The organism is Mesorhizobium sp. WSM4887 (genome assembly GCF_029625865.1).
Taxonomy (GTDB): Bacteria; Pseudomonadota; Alphaproteobacteria; order Rhizobiales; family Rhizobiaceae; genus Mesorhizobium.
The window spans coordinates 103,065-129,804 of sequence record NZ_JARTVP010000007.1 but is presented as its reverse complement, the minus strand read 5'-3'; the positions used below and the strand labels follow the sequence as shown (position 1 = coordinate 129,804).

Annotated in this window: 24 protein-coding genes; 9 read left to right on the top strand and 15 right to left on the bottom strand. The window is 63.7% G+C overall.

All coding sequences use genetic code 11. The features are described 5' to 3' along the window. Positions 1–57 precede the first annotated feature (57 nt). Positions 58–774, top strand: coding sequence for a metallophosphoesterase family protein (locus tag P9230_RS23180; RefSeq protein ID WP_347404009.1), 717 nt, complete (start codon positions 58–60; stop codon positions 772–774). Between the two features lie 30 nt (positions 775–804). Here P9230_RS23180 and P9230_RS23175 read toward each other — a convergent pair whose 3' ends face one another. From P9230_RS23175 to P9230_RS23150, 6 genes are all read right to left on the bottom strand, one after another. Beyond that, positions 805–3,186, bottom strand: coding sequence for a polysaccharide biosynthesis tyrosine autokinase (locus P9230_RS23175; RefSeq protein ID WP_278120856.1), 2,382 nt, complete (start codon positions 3,184–3,186; stop codon positions 805–807). Between the two features lie 167 nt (positions 3,187–3,353). Then, on the bottom strand, positions 3,354–4,250 hold the full coding sequence (gene galU, locus P9230_RS23170; RefSeq protein WP_095799217.1) for a UTP--glucose-1-phosphate uridylyltransferase GalU: 897 nt from the start codon (positions 4,248–4,250) through the stop codon (positions 3,354–3,356). Positions 4,251–4,325: 75 nt separating this feature from the next. After that, a complete protein-coding gene (locus tag P9230_RS23165) occupies positions 4,326–5,276 on the bottom strand; it encodes a glycosyltransferase family 2 protein (RefSeq protein WP_278120855.1) in 951 nt (316 codons plus the stop codon). Continuing rightward, complete coding sequence (locus P9230_RS23160; RefSeq protein WP_127325902.1) at positions 5,266–6,210, bottom strand: glycosyltransferase; 945 nt, start codon at positions 6,208–6,210, stop codon at positions 5,266–5,268. The genes P9230_RS23165 and P9230_RS23160 overlap by 11 nt, the downstream gene beginning before the upstream one ends. Continuing rightward, a complete protein-coding gene (locus tag P9230_RS23155; protein ID WP_095824413.1) occupies positions 6,210–7,199 on the bottom strand; it encodes a glycosyltransferase family 2 protein in 990 nt (329 codons plus the stop codon). Before P9230_RS23155 ends, P9230_RS23160 begins: the two co-directional genes overlap by 1 nt. A 25-nt stretch (positions 7,200–7,224) precedes the next feature. Further along, the gene (locus P9230_RS23150) at positions 7,225–8,397 is read right to left on the bottom strand and encodes a glycosyl transferase family 1 (RefSeq protein WP_127247747.1); all 1,173 of its coding nucleotides are present in this window, start codon (positions 8,395–8,397) and stop codon (positions 7,225–7,227) included. 195 nt (positions 8,398–8,592) lie between these two features. Here P9230_RS23150 and P9230_RS23145 point away from each other — a divergent pair, with 195 nt between their 5' ends. Together P9230_RS23145 and P9230_RS23140 are read left to right on the top strand one after the other, a co-directional pair. Beyond that, positions 8,593–10,089, top strand: a complete 1,497-nt coding sequence (locus P9230_RS23145) for a lipopolysaccharide biosynthesis protein (RefSeq protein WP_127326051.1) — start codon at positions 8,593–8,595, stop codon at positions 10,087–10,089. Positions 10,090–10,170: 81 nt separating this feature from the next. After that, the gene (locus P9230_RS23140) at positions 10,171–11,193 is read left to right on the top strand and encodes a phosphoribosyltransferase (protein WP_067324235.1); all 1,023 of its coding nucleotides are present in this window, start codon (positions 10,171–10,173) and stop codon (positions 11,191–11,193) included. A 118-nt stretch (positions 11,194–11,311) separates the two neighbouring features. On the opposite strand, the gene P9230_RS23135 is transcribed toward P9230_RS23140, so the two are convergent. The 8 genes from P9230_RS23135 to P9230_RS23100 all read right to left on the bottom strand — a co-directional run bounded on the left by P9230_RS23135 (position 11,312) and on the right by P9230_RS23100 (position 19,689). Continuing rightward, positions 11,312–12,391, bottom strand: a complete 1,080-nt coding sequence (locus tag P9230_RS23135) for a glycosyltransferase (RefSeq protein ID WP_067324233.1) — start codon at positions 12,389–12,391, stop codon at positions 11,312–11,314. A gap of 70 nt (positions 12,392–12,461) precedes the next feature. Continuing rightward, the gene (locus P9230_RS23130) at positions 12,462–12,905 is read right to left on the bottom strand and encodes a hypothetical protein (protein ID WP_067324726.1); all 444 of its coding nucleotides are present in this window, start codon (positions 12,903–12,905) and stop codon (positions 12,462–12,464) included. A gap of 11 nt (positions 12,906–12,916) precedes the next feature. Beyond that, positions 12,917–14,362, bottom strand: coding sequence for a GMC family oxidoreductase (locus tag P9230_RS23125; protein ID WP_278120854.1), 1,446 nt, complete (start codon positions 14,360–14,362; stop codon positions 12,917–12,919). Positions 14,363–14,469: 107 nt separating this feature from the next. Beyond that, entirely contained in the window at positions 14,470–15,801 is a 1,332-nt protein-coding gene (locus P9230_RS23120) for a UDP-glucose/GDP-mannose dehydrogenase family protein (RefSeq protein WP_095799210.1), read from the bottom strand. A gap of 134 nt (positions 15,802–15,935) precedes the next feature. Continuing rightward, positions 15,936–16,808 carry a glycoside hydrolase family 16 protein gene (locus P9230_RS23115; RefSeq protein ID WP_095799209.1) on the bottom strand — a complete coding sequence of 291 codons (873 nt, stop codon included), beginning with the start codon at positions 16,806–16,808 and terminating at the stop codon, positions 15,936–15,938. A gap of 131 nt (positions 16,809–16,939) precedes the next feature. Further along, entirely contained in the window at positions 16,940–17,332 is a 393-nt protein-coding gene (locus P9230_RS23110; RefSeq protein WP_095799465.1) for a hypothetical protein, read from the bottom strand. A 126-nt stretch (positions 17,333–17,458) separates the two neighbouring features. Further along, complete coding sequence (locus P9230_RS23105; RefSeq protein WP_095799208.1) at positions 17,459–18,475, bottom strand: glycosyltransferase family 2 protein; 1,017 nt, start codon at positions 18,473–18,475, stop codon at positions 17,459–17,461. 56 nt (positions 18,476–18,531) lie between these two features. Beyond that, positions 18,532–19,689: a nucleotidyltransferase family protein gene (locus P9230_RS23100; protein WP_278120853.1), complete on the bottom strand. Its 1,158-nt coding sequence runs from the start codon at positions 19,687–19,689 to the stop codon at positions 18,532–18,534. A gap of 500 nt (positions 19,690–20,189) precedes the next feature. Here P9230_RS23100 and P9230_RS23095 point away from each other — a divergent pair, with 500 nt between their 5' ends. The 6 genes from P9230_RS23095 (at position 20,190) to P9230_RS23070 (ending at position 26,007) form a co-directional block, all read left to right on the top strand. Beyond that, complete coding sequence (locus tag P9230_RS23095; protein ID WP_082953851.1) at positions 20,190–20,342, top strand: lasso peptide; 153 nt, start codon at positions 20,190–20,192, stop codon at positions 20,340–20,342. A gap of 149 nt (positions 20,343–20,491) precedes the next feature. After that, the gene (locus P9230_RS23090) at positions 20,492–20,791 is read left to right on the top strand and encodes a PqqD family protein (RefSeq protein ID WP_095799206.1); all 300 of its coding nucleotides are present in this window, start codon (positions 20,492–20,494) and stop codon (positions 20,789–20,791) included. After that, a complete protein-coding gene (locus P9230_RS23085) occupies positions 20,775–21,191 on the top strand; it encodes a lasso peptide biosynthesis B2 protein (RefSeq protein WP_095799205.1) in 417 nt (138 codons plus the stop codon). Before P9230_RS23090 ends, P9230_RS23085 begins: the two co-directional genes overlap by 17 nt. Before the next feature lie 3 nt (positions 21,192–21,194). Then, positions 21,195–23,114 (top strand): lasso peptide isopeptide bond-forming cyclase, encoded by a 1,920-nt coding sequence (locus P9230_RS23080; RefSeq protein WP_278120852.1) that lies wholly within the window; start codon positions 21,195–21,197, stop codon positions 23,112–23,114. Continuing rightward, the gene (locus tag P9230_RS23075; RefSeq protein ID WP_278120851.1) at positions 23,111–24,100 is read left to right on the top strand and encodes a serine kinase; all 990 of its coding nucleotides are present in this window, start codon (positions 23,111–23,113) and stop codon (positions 24,098–24,100) included. Before P9230_RS23080 ends, P9230_RS23075 begins: the two co-directional genes overlap by 4 nt. A gap of 8 nt (positions 24,101–24,108) precedes the next feature. Then, the gene (locus P9230_RS23070; RefSeq protein ID WP_278120850.1) at positions 24,109–26,007 is read left to right on the top strand and encodes an ABC transporter ATP-binding protein; all 1,899 of its coding nucleotides are present in this window, start codon (positions 24,109–24,111) and stop codon (positions 26,005–26,007) included. Here the strand turns inward: P9230_RS23070 and P9230_RS23065 are convergent. After that, positions 25,978–26,268, bottom strand: a complete 291-nt coding sequence (locus P9230_RS23065) for an exopolysaccharide production repressor exox (RefSeq protein WP_347404011.1) — start codon at positions 26,266–26,268, stop codon at positions 25,978–25,980. The two genes, P9230_RS23070 and P9230_RS23065, sit on opposite strands and share 30 nt — an antisense overlap. Positions 26,269–26,740: the final 472 nt, after the last annotated feature.

The following is a 26,740-nucleotide window of genomic DNA, read 5'->3' as shown; positions in this document are numbered from 1 at the left end:
TCCGTGAGCCTGTTCCAACGATCGAGACGACCCCGGCCCTTGCCGCGCGAACGGCTGATGATGGACATGCGGGACACGGTGGTCTACGCGATCGGCGACGTGCATGGCTGCTACGACGAGCTGCGCACGCTGGAGCAGAAGATCGAGCTCGACGCGCTGCAGTTCCGCGGCCGCAAGATCATCATCATGCTCGGCGACTATGTCGACCGCGGGCCCAATTCGCGGCGCGTGGTCGAGCATCTGATGGCACCGCCGCCAGAAGGTTTCATGCGCGTGTGCCTTGCCGGGAACCACGAAGTGGCGATGCTCGCCTATCTCGACGGCCATCTGTCACTGGAGCCGTGGCTCCGCGTCGGCGGACGGGAAACGCTGTTCTCCTACGGTATCGATCCCGACCGCCTGGCCGATCTCTACGGATCGAGCGAAGAGGTAGACGAGCGTATCCGGGAGGCCATTCCGGCCACCCACGTCGCCTTCATGCGCACGCTGCCGGTGATGATCTGTTCGGAGCGGTTCCTTTTCGTCCATGCCGGCATCCGGCCCGGCATCGCGCTCGAAGCGCAGGACGAGGCCGACCTGCTCAACATACGATCCGAGTTCCTGGCGGCGGCGCACCGCCTCGATCGCTGGGTCGTGCACGGACATACGATCGTGGACGTTCCGACGCTCGACGGGCGGCGGCTCGGCATCGACACCGGCGCCTTCCAGAGCGGCCGGCTGACCGGCCTCAGGATCGTCGGCAAATATGGGCGGCTGCTGTCGACCGGAGAATAACCGCCGCGGCTTTTCGTCGGATGAACTGCTTTAGGCGGCCTGCTTGGCGCGCGATTCCGACTTCTCGAGGTAGTAACTCGAATAGCGGTCGAAGAACTTTTCCGAACCGCCGAGAGAGCCGTATTTCGCCAGCTTCTTCAGCTCGACCTTGTTGAGCACCGCGCCGGTGATCTTTTCGGCGATGTAGGGTTCCGACTCCAGCATCGAGCGCACCATGGCGCGTGGCGTGCGGCCCCACTCGGTGACGAGCACGAAGCCGTCGACCAACGGCGCGAAGGCCTTGGCGTCGACCACCGGGCCGAGCGGCGGTAGGTCGACGATGATGTATTCGAACGTCTCCTTGGCGTTCTCGATGAAACGCCGCATGCCGGCGGAGCCGAGAAGCTCGCTGGTGTGCGAGAACTGGCCGCGCACCACGGCCGGGATGATCGCCAGCTTGGTCTGGCGGTCGACCTTGCCGACCGACTGCCAGGTCTGTCCATTGACCACCGCCTCCATCAGCCCGTGCTCCGACTCCATGCCGAGGCTGCGGCTGAGGCCCGGATTGCGCAGGTCGCCATCGATCAGCAAAGTCTTGGCGCCGTTGGCGGCGAGCAGACCGGCGAGGTTCGCCGCAACCGTCGACTTGCCTTCGCCGGGCAGGACGGAGATGACGCCGATCACCCGGCTGCCCTTGTCTTCCATCACCACGTCGAAAGCGATCTTGGCGTTGCGGAGCGTCTCGGCGAACATCGAGGCCGGCGCATCGAGGCTCACCCGCATGCGCGCCCGTTTCTCGGCGGCCGACAGGCTGGTGACCTTGCCGTCGGCCGGCAAGTCGTCCGGCTTCGACTCCTTGGCCTTGCCGCCACCGATCGTCGGCAGATAGCCGAGGAACTTCAGGCCGACACGGTCGCGAATGTCCTCGCCTGTCCGGAAGAAGCGCTCGTTGAATTCGTTCAGGCCTCCGCAGCCGGCGCCGAGCATGAGGCCAAGCACCAGCGAGAGCGCCAGCACGCGCAAGGTGCGCGGAGCCGAGGCGGTGAGAGGCATCGACGCGTCAGAGATGATGCGGACCTTGCCGACCGGGAATGACTGCTGCTGCGACGCTTCCTCGTAACGGCTAAGGAAAGTCTGATAGAGCGTGGTCAGCGCCTGCGCCTGCTGATCAAGTTCCTTCAGCCTGACCTGCGACTGGTTGTCGATCGAGCTCTTGCCTGCCTGGGTGGCGATCTTCTCCCTAAGCGCGGTCTCGCGCGCCTGCGCCACCTGATAGTCGTTTCGGTAGCTCTCGGTGATCTGTTTCAGCTGTCCGAAGATCTGCGCCGAGACGTCGGCCTTCTCCTTGGCCAGCGCAACCGCCTGCGGGTGATCCTTGCCGAAGTTGTTCTCGACGTCCTGCAACCGTTTCGCGATCGCGAGATAGCGGGTTTTCAGCGCGATGATGACCGAGCTGCTCGGCTGATCGGCCGCTATCGCGGAATCGTTGAAGGCGCTTTCGGAGCCGCTGTCGACGATCGCCTTGTACTGCTGGTAGCGGGCGCTGGCGCGGGCTGTATCGGCCTGCGCGACGATGAGCTGGGCGTTCAGGTCGGCGAGTTGCTTGTCGCTGAGCAACTGGCCGTCGCTGTTTGCGGAAAGCCCGTGCTCGGCCCTGAACTTCTCGACCGCCAGCGCAGCTGCCTGCGAGCTTTCGCGCAGTTCGGTCAACCTGCCCTGCAGCCAAACGGCCGCGCGCTCGGTGGCGTCGAAGCTGGCGTTGAGCTGGTCGGCAAGGTAGGCGTCCGCATAGGCCTTGGTGATGGCCGTGGCCAAAGCCGGATTGGTCGACTGATAGCCGATGCTGATGACATTGCTGCGGCCGTTGCGATCCGCCATCAATCCGGTTTGCAGCACGAGAACCGCGTAGTCATGGGTCGCCGCCTTCATCATGGCTTCGCGCGTTGCGGCATCGACATTCTCGATCCCGGGGATTTGGTTGCCGCCGCCGCTGCGGAAATAGCCGACGATGCCGCGCAAGAATCCGATTCCCTGGGCCAAAGCCGATTGCGGCGGGTTCATGAATTCCTGGTTCTGGTCCAGCTTCAGCTTGTCGACCACCTCCGATGCCAGCCGCGCCGAGTTGAGTATCTCGATCTGGCTGAGGATCGTCGCGTCCGTCTGCTGCGTGGCACTGACAGCCGAAATGTCGTCCACGACCTTGTTCAGGCCGTCGTCGATCAGCACGCTCGCAAGGGAGGTGTATTGCTTGGGCGTCGTCTGGAGATAAATCACACCCAGGAATAGACCGATGACGGCGCAGACCGCCACCACCTTGGCCTGCCGGGCGGCCATGCCAAGCAGACGCTCGATGTCGATGAAGTCTTCACCCTTTTCCGGTTCGGTGGTGGGCAATGGAATCCTCTTGTCGAGAGGAAAGTTGGCATAAATCATCGTCGGTCCAATTCCAGGTTGCAGGCGCTACCGGCCTTCGAAGAGTGTCGTCGTTACCAGAAAAGGCCACGCAACATTCGTGCCACGGAGCGCCCGGCCAAGAAGGCCAAGCGCTTGCGTGGCTGTCGCGCCATCGCGATTTCGCATATGCACCCAAAATTTGGGCATTATGCGGCTACTTCCCGGCGCTCGTGCGACCGGACGAATTGCTGCAGCATTTCGAAGACAGGTCCTTTCATGTCGTCGCGCGCCAGAGCAAAGGCGATGGTGGCCTCGATGAAGCCCTCCTTGGAGCCGCAGTCGAACATGCGGCCGTTGAAGGGCTGGGCATAGAAAGGCTGGCTTTCAGCCAGTCGAACCATGGCGTCGGTGAGTTGGATCTCGTTGCCGGCGCCGCGTTGCTGGGTGCCGAGCAGGGCGAAGATCTCCGGCTGCAGGATATAGCGGCCATTGATGTAGAAGTTCGACGGCGCGTTGGCGGGGGCCGGCTTCTCGACCATGGCGGTTACTTCGAAGCCCGAGGCCACCTCGGCGCCGCGGCCGACGATGCCGTATTTGCTGGTTTCCGAAGGATCGCAGCGCTCGACGGCGATGACGTTGCCGCCGGTCCGCTGATAGAGGTCGACGGTTTCCGCCAGGCAGCCCGGCGCGCCGAAGGACACCATGTCGGGGAGCAGCAGCGCGAAGGGCTCGTTGCCGATCACGTCGCGTGCGCACCATACGGCATGGCCGAGACCGTGCGGCGACTGCTGGCGGATGAAGGAGGTGGCGCCGGCCACCGGCAGCAAGCTTTCCAGCGATTGGAGCTGCGCCTTCTTGCCAGTCTGCTCGAGCGTCCCGATCAGTTCAGGGTGCAGGTCGAAATAGTCTTCGATGACCGCCTTGTTGCGCCCGGTGACGAAGACGATGTGCTCGATGCCGGCCTCGAAGGCCTCGTCCACGGCATATTGCACGACAGGCTTGTCGACGACGGGCAGCATTTCCTTCGGCATCGACTTGGTCGCCGGCAGGAACCGCGTTCCGAGCCCCGCCACCGGTATGACTGCCTTCCTGACTTTCTGCATCGCTTATTCCTTCTGAGGATATCGCTTTTTTACCTATCGCTGGCTATGAAACCGCATTCCATGCGCCTGCATACTTCACCTCCCCGTGCCCACGGCAAACTGTGCCGCAACCCTTCTCAGCCGAACCGCGATCGGCATCGACATATGCCGGACCGCGGCCGGATCGCTGAGCGCCGTGCGTATCGCCTTCAGCGGCGCACGCGCCTTGATGTGCTGCACCAATGACAGGAACGAGGCCGCCTTGCGCAGGCTGCGGCCGCGTCTGGCGAAAGCCGCCTTGGCGCCGTCGTCCATGAAATGCTCGGCCGCGAAGGCGGCATCGGCCTCGGCCATCGCCTCGACATGATGCAACTCGAGCACGCGCGAGATCGAGCCGGTGCGGATATGGTAGACATAGCCGACGGTCGGCTCGACCACGCAGCGGCCGCCTTTGGCCAGCGCGCTCGCCAGAAGAATGTAGTCTTCGCCGATGCGCAGCTTCTCGTCGTAGCGGAGGTGATTATCGTCCAGGAAACGGCGCTGGAAGATCGGCTTCAGATAGCCGAGGTTGAAGCGCGACTCGAAAACGATGTTGCCGGCGATATAGTCGGTCAGCGAGATTTCGCCGAGCCCTTCGAGGTACCTGGTCGGGAACATGATGTCTTCGGGCGTGCCGTCTTCGCGCACGACCTGGACATTGTCGACCGCGATGTCGGCACCCGCCTTCTCCGCCCGCGCGATCATGGCCGCCAGTCTGCCGGGCAGGACGGCATCGTCGGAATCGAGCACGGCGACCCAGCGGCCGCGGGCCAGATCGAGCCCGGCATTCCTGGCGCCGCCGGGGCCGCGGTTGGCAGGAAGCGCGACTACCTTGACGATGTCCTGAGGATAAGCGCGCGCGACATCGAGCGTGCGGTCGCTCGACCGGTCGTCGACGACGATGACTTCGATCGCGACATCGCGCTGCGCCATCGCGCTGGCGATCGCCCGGTCGAGAGTTGCCTCGGCGTTGTAAGCGGCGATGACGAAGCTGACGTCAGGCTGCACGCTTTTCCCCTTCCTGCGGAGTGATGCCGTACTGGCGGATTTCGCGGACTCCGACCAAACCGCTGACGACGCCGAGATGCATAATGCCGCGCAGCATGCTGCGGTTCCGTCGCACCGGGCTGACTGCGGCCAAAAGCGCCATACCGAAGCAGTAGCCCGCCTTCGCCGAGGCGAGACCGACCTGGCAGACGCGACGCAGGCCGCCGGTGTTGCGCCCGATGAGATGACCATGCGTCTGCCCGAAGCGGAAGCGGCGGCGGCGCAGCCAGTCGAAGGCGGCCCTCGAACTCGGCACCACCTCGTCGACAAAGGCGTGCGAGGCAAAGGCGATGCGCCCGCCGGACTTGACCACCGAATCGAAGAATTCGGTGTCCTCGCCGCCGGTCTGGCCACGCGCCAGGCTGAAGCGCCGGTTGCGCAGGCTTTCCTCGGTCATCCTGAGCAGGACATTGCAGGTGTAGCCGGTGCGGATCTCGCCGCCCACCCAGACGGGCAAGGTCGAGTGGAAATCGCCCTTGCGCATCCAGTCCGGCGCGTCCTGGCGATATGTCGCGCGGACCGGCCCGAGCACGGCCGTCGCGCCCGTCGCCTCCGCGGTCGCCACGAGTTCGACGAGCCAGCCCGGCGAAGCCGTCTCGTCGTCGTCGATGAAGGCGACGAGGTCCGAGACGCTGGCATCGAGGCAGGCGTTGCGAGCGATCGAGATGTTGCGCGCCGGCGCGTGGCGATAGCGGATCGGCAGCTTCAGTTCCTGCGCCAGCGCCTTCACCAGCGGCTGCGCACTCGGCTCGTCGTCATTGTCGGCGACGACGATGCCGATCTCGAAACCGGCGGGGTTCTCCAGCGCGGCGATGGAGCGCAGCGTGTCAGCAAGCTCCGGCCTGCGGAAAGTGCAGATGCAGATGTCGATGCTGCCGCTCCTCTTCGCAGCCATCACGCCGCCTCGCGCGACGGCTGCGGGCCGAAGAGTTGCAGCCAGAAGCCCATGGACCAGCCCAGATGCATGACCATCACCGACACGCCGGCCAGCGCTATGGCGGGATTCCGCTGGCTGATCGCGGTCCGGACGCCGTAACCGAGGCAGACACCCGCCCACACCAGAAACGGCACGGCCGCCAGAACAAAGATCGGAGACAAGAGCGCCATCAGGACCACCGGAAACACCAGCAGCGGGATCATCTGCCGCAGCTTCGGCATCATGCGATGCTTGAGCACGTTCCTGGCGCGGCCGCGGCCATAGCCGAGATATTGGAAAAACAGGCTCTTCAAGGTGGAGCGCGGATAATAAACCATCTGCGTCTTGCCGCTCATCCAGATGCGGTAGCCGGCCAGACGGAGGCGGTGATCGAGCTCGGCGTCCTCGTTATGGCTGAAGCTCTCGTCATAGCCGCCGACCGCGCGGAACGCGGCAATGCGCATCAGCGCATGGTGGCCGTGGTCGACCCACTCGCCGGCCGACATGTGGCGGTGCTTGGAGCCGCCGGTGCCGAGCCTGGAATTCTGCGCCGCCGCCACGGCCTTCTGCACCGCGCCCGTGCCGCTGGTCAGCATCGAAACGACGACCGAATCGGCACCCGTAGCTTGCGCTTCCTCGACCAGCCTGTCGCAATAATCGGCGGGATATCCGCCATGCGCATCGATGCGGATAAGATAGTCGGCGTCGTCGCCGAAGGTCGCCACCGCAAGGTTGATCGCCGCGCTCTGGATGCGCTTCGGATTGGCGATCAGGATGACGCGTGGATCCTCCGCAGCGAGTTCTTCGACGATGCCTTGTGTGCCATCGGTGCTGCCGCCGTCGGCCACGACGATGCGCGCGCCGAGCCGCGCCGCGGCCGGCCGCAGCCGCTGGAGCAGCCCGCCGATATGAGCGGCCTCGTTGAGGCACGGGATGACGATCAGGCTCGATGCCGTCGTGCGCGTCATCGGGTTTTGTCCATTCTTAGCCATCCTATGCCAGCGCCTCGGTCGCAAAGCTCCCGCGACCGGCGGTCAGGCCGCGCAGCTTGTCGACAAAAGCCAGGCAATCGCTGCGGTCGTAGCTCCAAGTCCGCGGATTGCGTGCCAGCACCCGCGACTTCAGCTTGCCGTAGTGTTCCTGACCCATTCGGCCGAGCGCGGTGTCGAGTCCTTCGGACGTCGCCTCGGACAAAAGCACACCGATGTCCTGCTGCTTGAGGAACCGGCCGGTTTCGGTGCTCGCCATCGAGATCGGCACGGCGCCGAAGCGGCAGCCTTCGTAGAGGCGGTTGGGAAGCAGCCATTCGGAATTCTGGCCCTGCTCGAAGAAATCGATCGCCCAGGAGAAATGCACCTCGCGGTAGATCGCCGGCATGTCCTCCGGATTGCGATAGGGACCGCGGAAGGAAAGCCAGGGCTCGGCTTCGACAAAGGCATGAAAATCCGGGAATTCGGAGAGCGCGGGACGCCCCCTGAGCACCACTTCAAAGCGTCCGTCTTGCCGGCGGGTGAACTCGGCCAGGAGTTCCAGCGAGCGCCGGCAGCGCAGCGCGCCGAACCAGCCGATGCGCCAAGGCGGCGCCGCCGGACTGTCGTCCTCGCGGCGATGATCCGCCGGCACGGGCATGGTGTCGAAATATTTGTTCTCGATCAGCTCGACCGGCGCCGCGATTTGCCCGAACGGCTTGAAATAATTGGCAACGAAGGCGGGAGAGCTGGTCACCAGAAGCTTGACGTCGCGGGCCAGATGGCGTTCGGCGCCGCGCAACGTCTTGCCGATCAGGTCGTTGCGCAACACCAGCCGATGGATGTCGAGGCACTCGTAGACGATCGGCACGCTGGCGCCGAAAGCGCGCCTGGCGCGGCTGGCAAGCGCCAGCATCTCGAGATTGCGCGCGATGATCAGGTCGGGTCGCGCCAGGCCCGCGAATTTGGCGCCGATCGACATGGCGGCCTTGGCAACTGCGCCGATGCGCTGGGCGAATCGGCCATCGCGCGTCGGTCCGAGGTCGACGGGCCTGATGCCTTCGATCTCGGCGATCGGATTGGAGGTGCGACGGAAGCCCGCCAGGGTTATCCCGGCGCCGCCTGCCCTGAGCATTTTTATCCTCCGGCGCACCGCCGGGTCGGATATGTCATGCACAAGGTACAAGACATGCAGCATGAAACTCGACCGCTTTTGGGCCCGCCACCCAAGAGGGGATGCTAGTACAGCTTTTGCTGCATCGCAACATTTTTGGTGCAGCGTAGCAATCGGCGCACATTTTTTGTTGCGCTGCAAAAACTTCTTGCGGTAGTTTGTGCATGGCGGCGGGCGCCGGTCGCGACGATGACTGGCGCAAAATCAGGAATCCAGAATTTGGAAACCAGTGCATTCGATCCGCCCGAGGGCTCCCTGCGCAGATCGGTCGGGCGCGGCGCCGTCGTCACCGCGATGGCGCAGGGCGTGCGGGTCGCCACCCAAATCGTGTCGGTCATCGTGCTGTCGCGGCTTTTGTCGCCGCAGGATTTCGGCGTCGTGGCGATGTGCGCGCCGGTGCTCGCCTTCATCGCGCTGTTCCAGGATTTCGGCCTGACCCAGGCGACGATCCAGAAAACCGGCATCCGGCACGAAGAGGTCAACTACCTCTTCTGGATCAACACGGCGGTGAGCGCGATCCTGGCCTTCGTGCTTGCTGCGGCGGCTCCCCTGGTGGCCGCCTTCTACGGCGAGCCGCGCGTCACGGGGCTGGTTGCCGCCTTCGGCCTGCAGATCATGGCCTATGGTCTCGGCGCCCAGCATCTGGCGTTGCTGACGCGCCGCATGGAATTCAGCCGGCTCGCCGTCATCGACGTCGCCAGCGCCGTTACGGGCCTTGTGGTCTCGATCGCCTGGACCTTCATCGACCGCTCCTATTGGGCGCTTTTTGCCGGTACGCTGACCGGCGCCGTGTTGCCGACGCTTTGCTACTGGGTGTCATCGCGCTGGCGTCCGGGGCTGCCGCGCAAGGTCGAAGGCATCAGCCAGCTGATCAATTTCGGCGCCGGCATCACCGGCTTCAACTTCGCCAATTTCTTCGCCCGCAACCTCGACAATGTGCTGATCGGCAAATATTGGGGCGAGGCGCAGCTCGGCCTCTACGACCGCGCCTACAAGCTGCTGCTTTTCCCGCTCAGCCAGATCACCAACCCGCTGTCGAAGGTGATGGTGCCGGCACTTTCGCGGCTGAAGGACGAGCCGGACCGTTATCGCAGCGCCTATCTGCGCGTCATGCCGCTGATCCTCCTGGTGGCGTTGCCGGGCGTGGCCTTCGCCACCGCCATGTCGGATACGCTCATTCCTTTCGTGCTCGGCCCGCAATGGCGGGAGAGCGCCAACATTTTCCTCGCGCTGGGCTTCGCCGGCCTGCTGCAGCCGCTCAACAATCCGGCCGGATGGCTGTTCGTCAGCCAGGGCCGTTCGGGCGATTTCATGCGCTGGGGCATCATCACCGCCGTCACCTCGGTGCTGGCCTTCGCCATCGGCCTGCCTTATGGCGCGCTCGGCGTCGCGGTCGCCTATGCGGTCAGCGAATATCTGCGGACGCCTTTCCTCTGGCTCTATGTCGGCAAGGCCGGGCCGCTGCAGGCGAGCCATGTGCTGCACGCAGCCGCCCCCTTCGTGCTCGGCGCGCATCTGGCGCTGGCCCTGGTCTGGGTCGCCAAGCCGATGCTGCCGGCGCAGCCCATCATCGCTCTCGCAGGCGGCGCGGTGCTGTCCTATGTCGTCACCATCATCGTCGCGCTCGCCTTCGGCGCCGGCCGCGAGGCGCTTCGGGAGGCCCTGCGGCTGATCCCGGCGCGCGGGTTTTCGCCCGCGCCCAGTGAGGCGAAATGACCTTGCCGGCGCAAACCGCCAGGCATTCCGGCCGCCGCCGGACAGCCCAAAACTGCTGATTCTTGAGGGTTAGGCAACAGCATGAATTACCGATCGATCTCAGACATGAACGACGCGATCGCGCGGAACCTGCACCGGCTGCCGCGCGACATCGACCTGGTGGTTGGCGTGCCGCGAAGCGGCATCCTCGCCGCGACGCTGGTCAGCCTGACGGCGAATATCCCGATGACCGATCTCGACAGCTTTCTCGCCGGCAAGATCTACACCTCGGGGATCACCAAGCGGCGTGCGGCGCTCGATCGGCAGCATTCCGAAATGCGCAAGATCCTGGTGATCGACGACAGCGTCAGCGGCGGCAACGCCATGCGCGATGCGCGCAGCAAAATCGCGGCTGCCGGCATCCCGGGCGATTTCGTCTACGCGGCCGTGTTCGGCCTGCTTTCGCAGCACAAGGAAACCGATATCGTCTTCGAGGTCGTGCCGCATCCCAGGATGTTCCAGTGGAACTTCATGCATCACGTCTTCCTCGAGCAATGCTGCGTCGACATAGACGGCGTGCTTTGCCTCGATCCGACCGCGGACGAGAATGACGACGGGCCGGCCTACGAAAAATTCCTCACCGAGGCGCGGCCGCTTCTCGGGCCGACGCGCAAGATCGGCTGGCTGGTGACCAGCCGGCTGGAAAAGTATCGCAAGCTGACTGAAGCCTGGCTGGCCAAGCACGAGATCAAATATGACCATCTCGTCATGCTCGACCTGCCGAGCAAGGCCGAGCGGCAGCGGCTTGGCGCGCATGGCAGCTTCAAGGCCGAGTTCTATCGCAAGTCGGACGCCATCCTGTTCATCGAGAGCGAGCACGAGCAGGCGCTCAAGATCGCCAAGCTATCGGGCAAGCCGGTGCTGTGCGTCGAAACCAACATCGTGAGCTTTCCCGACGCGTTTTCCTTGCCGGCGCTGGAGCAGGCGGCCCGCAACCTGCCGGCACGGCTCAGGCAGATCAATTCGCCCGAGGGGCGCAAGAAGGTCATCAAGACCGCCGCGCGCGCCCTGCTCGGCGAACGCGCCTATGAAATGCTGAAGAGCCGGGTCAAAAGACCAGCGTAAGCAAAACCTAACGCGGATTTAAGGTGCCTCGCGCCGAATCGCATTCAGTCGACGTTTGGGTCGTCGTTTTGATGCCTGTCGCGCCCCAGAACCGCTGCAGATTTCTGGGCGACATGCATTAAGCAGCGCGCCGGGCGCGCTGCCTGGCAGCCCTGTCCAGCAAGGCGAAGAAGGTGGCGAACTGGCGCTCGGGATCGAGTTCCGGGCGCTGCGAGAACGTGAGCGCGGCTTCCGAGACTCGCTCATATTCCTCGCGATCGTTCCACAGCCGCCTGAGCGCCGTGACCCAGTCCTCGAGCGGCGCGTCATAGTCCAGCACGACGCCGCCGGAGCCGATCGCTTCGGGCAGTCCGCCGCGCCGCGAGCCGACGACGGGAATACCGCTGCAATGGGCCTCCGAGGCAACGCGACCCCACGCCTCTTCCCATTTGCTCGGCGCCAGCAGGATCCTGGTGCGGCCGTAGAGAGTCTTCATGTCGTCGGTGCGGTTTTCGAGCTTGATATTGGAGAACGGCGCGATCGTTTCCGCGATGCGGGCGCGGTGATCGTCATCCAGCTTCCAGCTCTCGACGAACAGGAAAGGGATCTCCCTGCAGGCGGCCGCGATCCGCACCGCCAGCTCGAAACCCTTTTCCTCGTAGGGATTGATAAAAGTGACGTACTCGCCCGTCGTCGGCGTGCTGTAAGAGGCCGGATTGATCGTCGGCGGGATTACCGTGGAATCGATGCCAAACTCGCGCTTGTAAGTGCGCGCCGTGAACTCGGAATTGGCGATGTAAGACGCCGAGTTCAGCTCGCGCAGATCGCCCCCGAGTTCATGGAATTCAACATTCCTGAGATAGACCACCAGCGGCACGCCCTCGGCCTCCAGCGCCTTGCCGAGCGGAACCGATTTGTGACACTGCACCACCGCTACGTCCGGCTGCAGCTTCTTTACGGCAAAGGCGGCCGCTTCCCAGGGGAACCAGGCGCGCACCACCGGATAGCCGGGGAAATTGTCGATGACGGCGCGCTGACCGAGGAGCTTCATCTTGGCGCGCGCCTTGTATCCGAACATGCCCTGGCCGAACAAGGCCGCAAGCACCGATGCCTCATGACCGTGTTCGATCAATTGCTCCGCCAGATGATGGGTGCTCGACTGGACCCCGCCGCTGAATTGCGGCGGATAGCCGTTTCCGCCTGCGAAGAGAACTTTCATGGTTCGGCTCCTTGTCACATTTTCTTGGCCAGTTTTCCTGGCTTGCCGGCAAACATGCCGGCGGGCAGTGTCAGGCAGTCTGCTGCTCGAGATTGGCGAACGGATTGGTGCATGGATGCCAGCCGGTGAAGCGGATCGGATCATGGGGCGAGCTGCGCCAGGCATAATCGGTCAGCATGTGGAACTCGGCGATGACCCAGCGCTCGAAATTGCCGACATCCTGCTGCTTGCGCCTGGGTAGCAATTCGCGCGCCCTGTCGAGCCTCACGGTCTCCAAAAGCGTCACCGCGTCCGCCAGCTTTTCGCTCGGGAATATCCACGGGTTGCGGTTGCGGAATTCGAGCACGAATTGCTGCAGGTGCTCGATGCGCATGTTGAGCGGGCCGAAGTATTTCTCGAGCGTGAGGCGGACCAGATCCTCATCCGAGAAGGACGATACGGCCGCAGCGGCGATGCCGGTCGAAGCAATGCCGCCGGCAACAACGGCCAATGCGGTGCGTCGCGTGATCTTCATCGACCCCTCCTTCATGCCAGCCGGCTCGCCGCCCGCAGCGAAAGCGCCGCGGCGGTCAGGCTTGGGTTGGCGCAGGAACAGCTCGGATAGGTGCTGGTGCCGACGACGACGAGGTTCCGGAGCTGGTGGTGGATCATGTCGCGGTCGACCACCGAGTCGGCCGGGCCGGTGCCCATCCGCAAGGTGCCCTGCACATGCGACTCGGTCGGCCTTATGCCGCGATCGAATATCTGCTCGACCGGAAGCGGCTTGAGCAGCTCCGGCAGCCTCTCGAGCGCCTTGGCCATGCCCTTGGTTGCATAGTCGGAGGCACCCTTGAAGCTGACGAAGACGTTCTCGTTCTTGTCGAGGATCACCCGGTTTTCCGGGTCGAGCAGGTTTTCGGTGACGATGACCAGCGGCAGCGCCTGCCGCAGCCGCCCCTTCTCGGCTCGCATGCCGTGCTGCCAGCGGTTCTCGAAATAGACCAGCGCCGCCGCGTGCTCGGCGCGATGCGGGCCGTCATAGAGGCCGAAATTCAAGCCGGTGGTGATGGTGCTGCCGTCGAAATTGTCGACGCCGTCGAGATAGACCTCGTAGTTCCAGCCATAGGATTCGTGCAGGCCGAGCCCGACAAATTCGCCGCCGAGCCCCGAGCGCAACATGATTGCAGGGCTCTGGATGGCGTTGGCGCCAAGGATGACGAGTTCGCCGCTGACAGAGTATGCCTTGCCGTCGCGCAGGAAGGCAACCGAACGCACCGAGCCGGCTGAATGGTCGAGCCGCCGCACTTCGGCGCCCAAGCAAACCGACACGTCCGCGTGCTGGAAGACGTGCATCAAACCATTGTTGGCGGTGAACTTGGCGTCGGCCGGGCACAGCCAGCATCTGAGGTTGGCGCAGCATGAGTTGCGCTGCGCCGTCGCGACGCGGGCGCGGGCGGTCGGCATGACGAAATGCTGCTCCGGCTGCGCCGCCTTCATCATCCGGTCCGGCGTCGACATGCGGTGCGGCGGCTGCGGAAACGGCCGCGAACGCGGCAGCATCCGGGCCATGTCGGGGTCGCCGGAGATCGACATGACCTCCTCGGCGTCGCAGTAGAACGGCTCCAGCTCGTCATAGCTGATCGGCCAGTCGTTGCCGACGCCGTATGTGCTCTTCAGCCTGAAGTCGTTGGGATGGAAACGCGGCGTCTGCGCGAACCAGCAGTTGGTGCCACCGCCGAGGCCGATCGTGTAGTTCCACGGCTTGTCGGCATTGTCGGTCTTATAAGTGCTCTCGTCGTCTATGTCGGTGTTGGCGTTCTGGTCAAGCTGCCATTCATGCGTGTTGTGGCGGCCCCATTCCAGCACCAAGACCCGGGCTTTGCGCCGCTTCAGGAACTCATGCAGGAAAAAGGCTGAACCGAACCCGGAACCGATGACGACGAGGTCGAAATGCTCGTTGGCGATTTGTTCGGGCTGAACGTCCATCACCATCAGATCGAATCTCCCGAAACGCGCACGATCATTATCGACCCTCCATCATTGTCGGTCCCACTGTCGTTCGCCGGAGCCATGCGGCGGGAAGCTGGCGGCGGACACTGTCATGCCGCCATCCTGCCGATCGAGTGGTATTCGATGCCGTAGCGGGCGATGACCTTCGGGTCGTAGAGGTTGCGGCCGTCGAAGATGACCGGTGTCGTCAGCGCGTCCTTGAGCGCGTCGAAGGAGGGAGCCCTGAAGCTCTTCCATTCGGTACAGATGAGAAGCGCGTCGGCGCCGCGCAGGGCCGCTTCCTTGGTGCCGCACAAGAGAAGGTCCTCGCGCTGGCCGTAGATGGCCTGGCACTCCTGCATGGCCTCCGGATCGTAAGCCTGCACCTTGGCGCCGGCGGCCCAAAGCGCCTCCATCAGCGTGCGCGACGGAGCCTCGCGCATGTCGTCGGTGTTCGGCTTGAAGGCCAGGCCCCACAGCGCAAATGTCTTGCCCTTGAGGGCGCCCTGGAAATAGCGGTTGACCTTGTCGAACAGCACCGATTTCTGCGCGTTGTTGCGCTCTTCGACGGCGCGCAGCAGCTTGGCGTCGAACTTGACGCCCTCGGCGGTCTTGATCAGCGCGCGTACATCCTTGGGGAAGCAGGAGCCGCCATAGCCCAGGCCGGGATAGATGAAATGGTAGCCGATGCGCGGATCGCTGCCGATGCCCTTGCGCACCTCCTCTATGTCGGCGCCCAATTGCTCGGCGAGGTTCGCCATCTCGTTCATGAAGCTGATCTTGGTCGCCAGCATGCAGTTGGCCGCATACTTTGTGAACTCGGCGCTGCGGACATCCATCACAATCATCTTCTCGTGGTTGCGGTTGAACGGCGCGTAAAGCTCGCGCATCACCGCCTCGGTGTCCTCGCTCGACGTCCCGACGATGATGCGGTCCGGCTTCATGCAGTCGGCGACCGCCGAGCCTTCCTTGAGGAATTCCGGATTCGAAGCAACGTCGAAGGTCAGGTCCTCGCGGCCGCGCGCCTTCAGCGTCTGGGCGACCCTTTCCTTGATCTTCTCGCAGGTGCCGACCGGCACGGTGGACTTGCCGACGACAATCTTGGGCGCGTCCATCTCGCGGCCGATGGCCTCGGCGACGGCAAGCACGTATTTCAGGTCGGCCGAGCCATCCTCGCCAGGGGGCGTGCCGACCGCGATCATCTGGATCTGGCCATGCTTGACCGCCGCGGCCGCGTCGGTGGTGAAGCGGATGCGGCCGGCGGCGTGGTTCTCCTTGACGAGAGCTTCCAGTCCGGGCTCGAAAATCGGGATGAAGCCCTGGTTGAGCCGGTCCACCTTCGCTTCGTCGATGTCGACGCACACCACCTCGTGCCCGACTTCCGCAAGCACCGCGGCCTGGACGAGACCGACATAGCCAATTCCAAACACTGTCAAATTCATTTGGTTCTATTCCTGTTTAAGGCCGGGCCGCAAAGACGGCCCGGCCAGTTAAGATGTCCCCCAGGCCCTGTATGAGGCCTAGATATTCGGCATGATCCGCATCCCAAAACCAGTTCCTACTTTGGGGGACATGCCTAGTTGCTGTTGGTTATGGTGCATGCCAGCGACTCCGGGAACTGGCACGGCTGGCCGAGCGCTGTGAAAGCGATGCGCTTGACCTGCATGGTCACCTTGCGGCCGGGATCGGCAAAGGCGCCCATCCAGTTGGTCAGCTTGTCGCTGCCCCACAAGCTGAAGAATATTTTTTGCGGATTGGTCGGCAATTCGTCCGGGTTGGTCACCTCGTTGACCAGCTTGCCGTTGACATACCAGCGCAGCCGGTCCTTCTCCCAGACGAACCCATAGTCGTTGAAGCCCTTATCGGCGCCGCCTTCGACGTCGACCAGCTTGCCGTTCTTCGGCTTGCCTTGGATGTAGCTGTTCACCTGGACTTTGGTCGGGTCCTTGGTGAGGACCTCGAAGTCGATCTCGTCCCAGGGCTTTTTGTCCTGCGGTCCGATATAGGTGAAAAAGGCGGCATTGAGGCCGGATCCGGTATCGGTCTTCATCCGCGCCTCATAGACGCCGTAGCCATAGCGCTGCTTGGTCTGGACCTCGGCGCAGGCGAACTCGCGATCCTTCAGCTTGCGCTTTTCGAAGCTCAGCGACAGCACGCCGTCCGAAAGCCGGACAAGGTCCTTCGACCATGTGCAGTTCTGATGATTGCCGTTGCTCCAGCCGTCGGAGACGAACCAGCGCGAACGGTCGAAATTCGAAAAATTGTCGACGAAGGACGGCGCGCTCTGCATCTCCTCGGCATGCACCGAATGGGGTGGTGCCACAATGGCGGCCGCGGCCGCAACCAGCGCGCCGGCGAGCCAGAGCTTAAGCGTCTTCGACCTATTCGAATTCGCGCGCGGCATGCTGCAAGCAGCCGCGGTGGAGGTGTCGTTCGGATATGCGTTCATGACAAACTTACCTTTGTGCTGTCCGCCCCAACCCAAAGTCATTCCTGGCCCGCCTCCAGAGAGCCGCTTCTGATCCTCCCCCCTCTTACTCCTCTAATGTTTTGCAGCTATGACCGCGCCTGGAAGCGCTGTCAGCCTCTGCCCGCAGACCTTGCCTGTGCGGCCTGCGAACCGGGTTGCCCGACACCATCTTCGACAATCGCGTCGAGCGAATGACGCAGTTCCTTCATCAGACCTTTCTGACGCGTGAGTTCGGCGATGCGCCGCTCGTAATTCAGGATCGCGCCGGTCATCGTGTTGACATCCGACGACTTGTCTGTCGACGCGGAGCCGTTCTCCATTGCCTCGACCAGGAAAGCGGCGTTGGTCGCCGTCGACCGATAGCGGTTCTCCAGCCCGGTCTTTTCCGCTTCGATCTCGGCGGAGATCTGGTCGAACAGCTTCGCCAGACGGTCGAGCCGCTGGAGATCGGTCTGCCGGTCACGCGCCGGATCCCTGGATCTGAAGCCAAAAATCGAAGCCATTCGATCGGCCTTTCGAAATTGCTGCACCGCAACATAGCTTGCCATTCTCGGGGCAAGTAGGCAACCTCGTAGTTTCGGAAAGCGGATTTTTTTGGGAACGGCGCCAGCGCTGACGCTTTTGTCGGATCATTCTGTTGCGGCACTCGTTGCCGGCATCAGGAAGCGCATCGGCGGCACCTGCTGCCTCGCAGCAATGCCGGCGCGGCGGAGCAGGGCGTCCAGCTTGTCGGCCGCCACGCCGCGAACGATCGGGATCAGATTGGACTGGCTGGCCAAGGCATAGGCGGCAGCCGATGCCAGGCCGCGCTCCGCCTTCACGTCAAGGAAATTGCGCAGCCGGTATTTGTCGCGCACATGGCGCTCGTGGCGCCGCAACGCGGCCTTCGAGCCCTCCGGCAGGTTGCCCAGCGCCAGCAAGGCCAGGTCGGCATCGGCAAGCCGCTTCAGATCCTGCGTCCTGTGGCGGCCGCTCAGCGAATCGGCGCGAACGATCGCACCATAGCCGCAGGACTTGATGATCTTGAAACGCGCGCCGCGGGCGACCGCGCGCGCATAGAGCTCGTAGTCCTCACCGAGCCGCAGGTTTTCGTCGTAGCTCAGCCCGTGACGTTCGAGGAACGCCCGGCTGATCACCGGCTTGAGGAAGCCCAGTTCGCCGCGCAGCACGCGGCGACGGGAAATGTTGCCTTCGATGAAGCGCTCGAAGTCGAGAAATTGCGGTTCTGGCGCGAAGGAGGGAGCCGCGACCTTGGTGGGGTCGGTCGCGGCATCGTCCCTGATCAGCATGATGTTGTCCGCCGCGAAATCCCAGTCGGGGCTGGCAAACAGCCGGCGGAAACGGCCTTCGAGGAAGAAATCGTCGGCGTCGAGGATGCTGATGAAAGGCGAAACGGAAGCCTTGATCGCGGCGTTGCGCGCAAATGACGGACCATGGTTGACGTCGAGACGCATCACCTTGAGCCGGCCGCTGCCATCATCGGCGGCGCGCGCCACGTTCTGTGTGTCGTCGGTGGAGGCGTCGTCGGCCACGACGACTTCCGCCACCTCCGGCTCGCGCAGAGCCGAAGCGATGGCGACCGGTATGGTCCGCGCCGCGTTGCGGGCGGCAATGATGACGCAGACCCTTGGGGTCGTCACGGCCATGATTCACCTTTCGATAGCATGAGTGACCGCCCACCTATGAATGCAAAACCGAATCTTCATGCGTTGCCCCGCACCGGCGCGGCCGCGGCCGGCCGCTCGAAGATCCGCCGGCTGAGATCGGCGGAAGCCGCCCAGCCGGCCTCCGCCAGATAGCGCACCGGCTCGCGACCGCAGAGCTCCCACAGCACCGTCCGCCGCTGCGGCCAGCGCAACGAGGACAGCCAGGGCGCGATCACCATATGGAAGAGGTCGGCATTGTCGATGCGCGCCAGCATCCGGGTGGCGCGGTCCGAAAGCAGCGTGCCGGTACCGCCAAGCAGAACATCGGCCGCGCGCAAAGCAAGCAGCAGCGTGTCGGCGAGGCCCTGCTCAGCGGCATGGTCGAGCAGTTTCTGCTGCTCGGCTTCGTTCAGCCGGCCGGCCGCGGCTCTGACGTCGCAGACATAGCCGGCGCAGGGCTCGCGGTTGAAGAAGGCTTTGGCGACGCTGATGCAGGACAAGAGCAACGTGTCGGACGCCGATATCAGGGGCATGGAGGCGCCCGCAACCTTGACCTCGCGCTTGCGGCGCAGGAAGCCGTCGATGTCGCGTGGGCTCGGCGAGCCCGGCTGCTGCAGCCGATAATGGAGATCGACCGTTGCGGCCCGCACGCCATCGTCGCGGACCATGTGCTGCTCGCCGAGGAAACGCACCCACCAGACCGACCGGGACTTGCCGGCGACCTCGTAGCCGGCCGAGCGAAGGGCTTCGCGGGCGGCAGCGAAGCCGGACGGGCAAACCAGAATATCGACGTCGCCGGACGGCTTCATGAAATGGTCGCCGTAGAGCAATTGCTGCTGGAGCGGTCCCTTCAGGAAGACGAAGTCGATCTGCCTGTCCTGCAACACCTGATGGATGGCGATCGAATCGCCGATGGAGGCGGCATTCATCGACATGGTACGCCGGCGATAACCATCGAGCCATGCGAGCAATTCGGGAGGCGTCGCGCCGGTGGCCCCATGCGAGAGAGCCTTGAGCAAAAAGACCGCGACCTTGTTCAACCTCGCAATGTCGGTAACGTCGGCCACGCAGATTGCCGGAGCCGGCATACCGCCATGGTCGACTGCTCGCGCTGTTGGATTGAAGAACAGCCGCAGACAGGCGTGCACATAGGCGACTTCGTCGGCACTGCCGGCCGCGCGCAGCCTGTCGTAAGAAGCGTCCTGCACGGCCATGCCCGTTGTCGTCTCTCCGCAAAACCGCCCGCGCGGCGTTTATACCGCAACTGCGAAGAAAAGCATCGCCAAAAAATCGGGAGCGCCATCCAGCGCCTTCCCAAGCCGCCTCGCGCCTGCAACCTGAGCGTTCATATTCGCTCATCCCGATCACTTTTGAAGACAAATCCCGCGGCGGCGAAGTGAGCCGGCAATCTGCTATTATCTGAAGTGTTTTCTTGGCAATTCCCACATAGCCACGTAAGCTCACGAACTTACCTCAATCAAATCATATGCTTACTTAGACGGCAAAAAGGCGATGTTGAACGTTCGAGTGGTGTTCGCCCGAGATGCAAAAGCCGACGGTGTCATCACCGACGCAGGCATGCGCAACCAAGAATTGATTACTGCCTGGTAAATCAGGCTTGACTCATAAATGTTGCCGTGCAGCAATTGCGATGCAGCATAGCAATATGCTGGCGGCATTCCGACGCCGCTTCCAGTCTTAATTGGAGAATAGAATGGAACAGAATGTTGAAAAGCAAGAGTACGAGACCCCAAGCCTGACGGTTCACGGTTCGATCGAAACGATCACGCAGGGTGCCTCCGGGACCACGGCGCTTGACGCGGCATTTCCCGCGCACACACCGGTCGGTGAGCTCACCTTCTCCTGAGCTTGCAGCGCCCGGAGTTGTCGCAGTTGGGGCTCCGGGCGTTCTCTTTCTTCAAACGGTGAACCGGGGGCCCTGTCCTGGGCTCCCTGAGGATCGCAGGCAACCGATCCCGGCGAGGCCACGCAAGCGTTCAACAATGAGGTTTTAGGATGCACTGGAACCCATCGAACCATGACCGCGTGGTCGCGAGCGGCGATGCCGTGGCTTGTGAATTCGGCAACGGACTGGCGCTGCTCCATCTCAAATCCAACATCTACTACAGCCTGAACGGCGTCGGCGCCTACATTTGGGAGCTGATCCAGGAGCCACGACCGATCCCCGACATAACAAGCGCGGTGCTCACCCGCTATGATGTCGATACAGAACGCTGCAAGGCCGATGTCGAGGGCTTGCTCAAGGGACTGATCGAAGCCGGGCTTGCGAGGTTCCACCATGAGGAACTGGCCTAGGGTCCTCTCGCTTAGCGGGCCGGAGGCGCTGTTTCTGGCGCGCTGCCTGGCAGTGGTCAGCCTCGTGCGGCTGGGGCTTACGCTTTCGTCCTATAATCGCATGCGCGCTCTGGTGACTCAACTGGAAGCGAGGAATGACGCTGCCATCGCCGATCTGCGGCGCGTCGCATGGGGCGTTGCCGCTGCTGCGCGATACGTGCCGGGCGCCAGCTGCCTTACCCAGGCGCTCGCCGGACAGTATCTGCTTGCCCGCCAGGGCAAGGCCTCCACGATCAGCATCGGCATCGCGCGCGACCCCGGCGCCGATCTCAAGGCGCATGCCTGGCTGATCAGCGGCGACCACATCGTGCTTGGCGGCTCCATCAACGGCTTTGCCCATCTTGTCGATCACGGACACTAGGCGATGAGCGGCGTCGCCGGAATTCTGCTCAGACAGGATGGCAGCCCAGCGGCGGCGGCCGACATCCAGCAGATGCTGGCGCGCATGCGCCACCGGGCGCGCGACGGCAGCTCATGGTGGACGGACAGACACGCAGCACTAGGCCATGCCTGGCTCAACACGACCGGCGAGCAGGGCCCTGGGCCGCTGACAATGGCCGGCGGCAAGCTCGCCATTACGGCCGATTGCCGGCTGGACAACCGCGAGGAGCTTCTGGCGCGGCTCGGTGTGCGCGACCGATCGGCCGCCGACGCCATACTGCTGATGCACGCCTATCTCAAATGGGGCGAGGCCTGTCCGACCTACCTGCAAGGCGATTTCGCCTTCGCGGTCTGGGACGCCGAGCGCCGGGCGCTGTTTTGCGCGCGCGACCATTTCGGCGTCAAACCTTTCTACTACCACTGCGCCGACAGGCGCTTTGCCTTCGCCTCGGAGATCGGCCCACTTCTGGCGCTGGATCGTGTCGGCAGGGCTCTCAGCGAGCATCAGATTTCCGGCTTCCTCGCCGGCCTGCCGGACGATCCGCAATCCACGCTCTATGCGGAGATCTTTCGCTTGCCCGCTCGGCACAGCATGACGGTGACCAACAATCAGGTCGTGCTGAGCCGCTACTGGGAGATTGAGCCGTCACAAAGGCCGCAGCGTTCGGATGCGGCGGACGAGTTCCTGCATCTTTTCGCGCGATCGGTTGAAAACCGGATGCGGGGCACTCCGTCCGTCGGTGCCATGCTGAGTGGTGGGCTCGATTCGTCCTCGATCGCCTGCATGGCCGGACTTCAAGCTGCGGCGACGCAGAAGCCGAAGCTCAAAACTTTCTCGCTGGTGTTCGAGAGGGGGTCTTCGATGGACGAGCGGCCCTTCATCGATGCAGTGCTGGAGCAATATGGGCTCGACGGCACGCTGATCGCGGTCGGCGGCTATGCGCCCTTCGCCGAGTTTGATCGCATTCTGGAGGAACAGGAAGGGACCTTCCTGGCGCCCGGTCTGTCCTTGACCCGCAGCGTCTATCGCACCGCGAGCGCTAAGGGCGTCACAGTGCTTCTCGACGGCCACGGCGGTGACGAGGTCGTATCGCAAGGTCATGGGCATCTGCATGAGCTCGCCCATCGCGGCAGGTGGCTGGAGCTGTGGCGCGAGCTGCACAGTGCCGCCAACACCTATGGCGACGGGATGCTGCCTCTTTACTTCAAGTTCCTCGCCGCCTACGGGCCGGCCTGGCGGAATGCCAGGATGAGGGCGAAGGCCAGGCGTCTTCTCGGAAAACTTCGGCGCAGACGCTTCGATGCACCGCGCGCGGCGTGGGCAGGACTGGTCAATCCGGAGCTTGCCAGGCGTACCGATCTCGCCGAACGTTTCCATCGCGCGGCCTTTATGCCCGCCAATGTCAGCACCAGCGAAGCGCTCACCCATCGCTGGCTTTTGTCCACCGGGCTGGTGCCCCATGCTTTCGAGGTTCTCGACAAGGCCGCCGCCAATTTCGGCATCGAGCCGCGCTATCCGTTCTGGGACAAGCCGCTGGTCGAATTCTGCCTGGCACTGCCGGGCGAGGAAAAGCTGCGCAACGGCTTCGGCCGCCATGTGCTGCGCCGGGCTATGGAAGGCGTGCTGCCGCCCGCGGTGCAGTGGCGGCGCGACAAGATCGATTTCACCGCCAGCCTGGTCAAAGGCATGATCGTCAACCATCGCGATCTCCTGGACCGGCTGCTGGTGTCGGACAACGACTTGATCGCCCCCTATGTCAATCTGCCCGAGGTGAACGCGGTCTATGCGCGCATGCTGCAGCGGCCCGAGCAGGCGACGCTGCCCGACGTCCAGCATATCTGGCGTTCGGCCTCACTGTCGCTATGGCTGCGGCAGGTCCAACAGCATGGAAGCCCTGCATGAACTCTCCAGCCGCTTCTCTTGCCGCGAGGCCCGGCTCCGCCATCGAAGCGGCCCCTCGAAACGGGCGTGCCCGTCGGTTCTACAAGGCGTACGGCCTGACGATCGGGTCGGAGGTGGCTTTGCCGGAACTGGAACCGACCGCGCCGGCAACACCGGACATCGAGATCGCTGTTGGGCCGATCGATTTTCCGGAGGCTGCATTGGCGAACGCCGCGGCCTTTCGCTTCGAGCCGACACGCCAGTACCTGTCCTGGCAAGCCGTCGGCACTTTCCTGATCAGCGATGCCTCCCGGATCGATGTCGATCCGGCGCCGGGCGTCGATGATCCGCTGCTTGCCTTCCCACTTTTGGGTCCGGTGCTGGCGCTCACGCTGCATCAGCGTGGCCTGCTCGTCCTCCACGCCAGCGCGATCGCCGTTGGCGGGCAAAGCGTGATCTTCATGGGCGACAAGGGTGCCGGCAAGTCGACCACGGCGGGCGCGATGATCCGCGCCGGTCACCTTCTGCTTACCGACGATGTCGTGGCGCTGGACCTGTCCGATCCTTCACGGCCGATGATCCTGCCCGCCTTTCCGCAGCTCAAGCTTGCAGCGGATGCCGCGAACGTAATCAGGATCGGCCGAGCGGAGGTGCGGCCGCAGGTGCATCCGCAAATCGAGAAGGCGCAGCATCGCTTGCAGGAAGGATTCTCCGGCGAAGCCGTGCCGGCGGCTCGGATCTATGTGCTGGAGCGCGGCGGGCAGGCGGCGATCACACCGCTAAAGGGCGCCGCCGCCCTGCCGGCAATCATCAAATTCTCCTACGTCACGCGGTTCGGCCGGCAGGCGCTGGTCGGCGACTTCCCGTCCACGCATCTCGCACAATGCGCGCAGCTTGCCGGACGGATCGGCGCCAGCCGGCTCGCAGTGCCGGCAGGCCTGGAGCGGATCGATGAGGCCGTCGCCGTGATCGAGCGCGATCTGGCCGCCGGCTCCCGGGCAAGGTGAGCAGCGGCATGGCCTGGTCCTCGAAACTTCGCCTGACACTTTTGCGGGACGTGGCCGGCTTCGGTGGTGTCATGGCGCATATCGGCGGGCAGCGCACGCTGACGGCGCTTGCCTTCCTGGTCCTCGGCAGTCTGACCGAAGGTCTTTCGATCCTGCTTTTGATCCCGCTCTTGCATCTGATCGGCAGTGCCGACCAGGATTTCGCCGTGCGCGTACCGGGCGCCTTGCGCTGGCTGGTGCCGGGCGGGACGCTCTCGCTGGCGACGGTGCTCTGCCTGCTCGTCGCTCTGGTGGCGCTGCAGGCTATGTTCAACCGCTTCAAGTCGCTCTACATGGCGCGGCTGCTCTACGACTTCGTCAACCGGGTGCGCATGAACCTGTTCGAGAGCATCGGCAAGGCGCGCTGGGGTGTCTTCACCCGCATGCGCAGCTCCGATCTCGACCACGCGCTGACCGGCGACATCGACCGCGTTCAGGCCGCAGCCTTCTCGCTGCTGATGCTTGCCCAGACGGCGCTGCTGCTTGCCGGCTATCTCGTGGTGTCGGTGTTCATCTCGCCGGTGATGACGTGCTTCGCGATCCTGATCGGCGTGCTCTTGTTCATCGCGCTGCAGCCCTTTCGCGCGCGCGCCACCGCCTACGGTCGCGTGCTGACCGGCAGCCGCCAGGACCAATACCGCACGGTGTCGGAGTTCCTCGGCGGCATCAAGGTGGCCAAGAGCCTGAATGTCGAGACGAGCTATTTCGCGCAGCTCCGCGCGACGCTGGACAAGATGAAGGCGGACAATGTCGCCTATGTCCGCAACAGCACCATCGGCACCGCGCTGTTCCAGGTCGCGAGCGTGATCGGGCTCAGCCTGTTCATCTACATCGCGCTGGTCCGCTTCCATCTCTCCCTTGCGGAAATCGTCGTGCTGCTCCTGGTCTTCATGCGGGTCGCGCCCCGCTTCATGGACATGCAGGTGCAGGCGCAGCAGATGCTGATCAACCTGCCGGCCTACACCGCCATGCAGGCCCTGCAGGCGCGCTTCGATGCCGAGCGCGAAATGGAGCCCGGCGATGCCGCGCCGAACGCAAGGCTGTCGCTCGACAGGGGCCTCGATATCCGCGACGTCTCGTTCGCCTATGGCGACGGCGATGGAAGGCCGGTGGTGAGCGGCATTAGCTTCGGCCTTCCCGCCGGCGAGGTGACGGCGCTGATCGGCCCGTCCGGTTCGGGCAAGAGCACGATCGCCGACATGCTGCTTGGGCTGCTCGAGCCGAGCCAGGGCAAGATCCTGGCGGACGGTGTCGAGATCACCGCGCAAAACCGCAGGGCCTGGCGCGGCCAGGTGGCCTATGTGCCGCAGGACGTGTTTCTGTTGCACGACACCATTGGCGCCAATCTGCGCCTGGCGGCGCCGCAGGCCGGCGACGAGGAGCTTTGGGCTGCGCTGCGCAAGGCTCATGCGGCCGACTTCGTCGAGCGGCTCGACGGGAGGCTCGAAACGGTGGTGGGCGATCGCGGCGTCAGGCTTTCCGGCGGCGAACGTCAGCGCATCGCGCTGGCACGGGCGCTGCTGCGCGAACCCTCGCTGCTCATCCTCGACGAGGCGACGAGCGCGCTCGACTGGCAGAATCAGTCGCTGATCGCTCAATCGATCGAGGAACTGCGCGGCAAGATGACTATCCTCACCATCGCGCATCGGCCGTCGATGATCGCCTTTGCCGACTGGGTCGTGGCCATCGAGGGCGGCCGCATCGTCGAGGTCGGGCAATATCAGCGGCTGAAAGCAAAGTCGGGCAGCCGGCTGGCCAGGATGCTCTCCGGCGAACGGGCCGAACGGGAAACCGCAACATTGGCCGACAATACGCCGCCCCCGGCGCCGGCTGAAAGATCAGCGGAGGCTGCCGCGCCGGGCGGTTAGCTTTTCGCCATCGGGCACCTTGATGCCGCGGTCGGCCTGCCGCGCCTTGTCGGCGGTTATCGGCCCGCTCCTTGCGATCATGGCGAACACCAGAACGAAGTACCCCACCTGAATGACGACAGCGCAAATCACGGCGCGCATGATGATGGTGCCAAGCGATTCGCCGTCGAGCCAGGACCAGCCGACTACAACAGCGAGCGTGAATATCATCCCGGCGATGAACTTTGGCAAAGACATGCTCGTCGGCCCGTCAACCGGCACGCGCAAGCAAGAGCTGTGGTCTACCCACCCGCGTAACTCCCCGTTCCGCCAGAGAGCTATTTCTGGCTGCCCAATCAGGCCGGTTGCTTCCGGCCTTTCCGACCCATCCAGACTATGACAGCAACAGTTTGCCACTCTATTAAGGCGAGACCTTTGCGGCAAGGCCAAATGCACATGAGGCCAAGGGTTTCGCGGCATCGACTCTGCCATGCTGCGGCGCACACCCCTGCATCGCCACCTATTCACTATAGCGAAATCCTCGACAGTAGAACCCGAAACATTAACCAGTATTTAATGCGAAGAACTTACCTGAGCGAGTGATTCCTACGACCTGCAACCGCCGTTCGTCTGCAGCAAAGAATGCATCGCCCAAAATCAGCCCGAAAGCTGTACTACATTTCCCAAAAAACCTCTCACGTTGTCATAAACATGCCACAAAGGCCAAAATTTGGGCACGGCAGGTTTATTATTT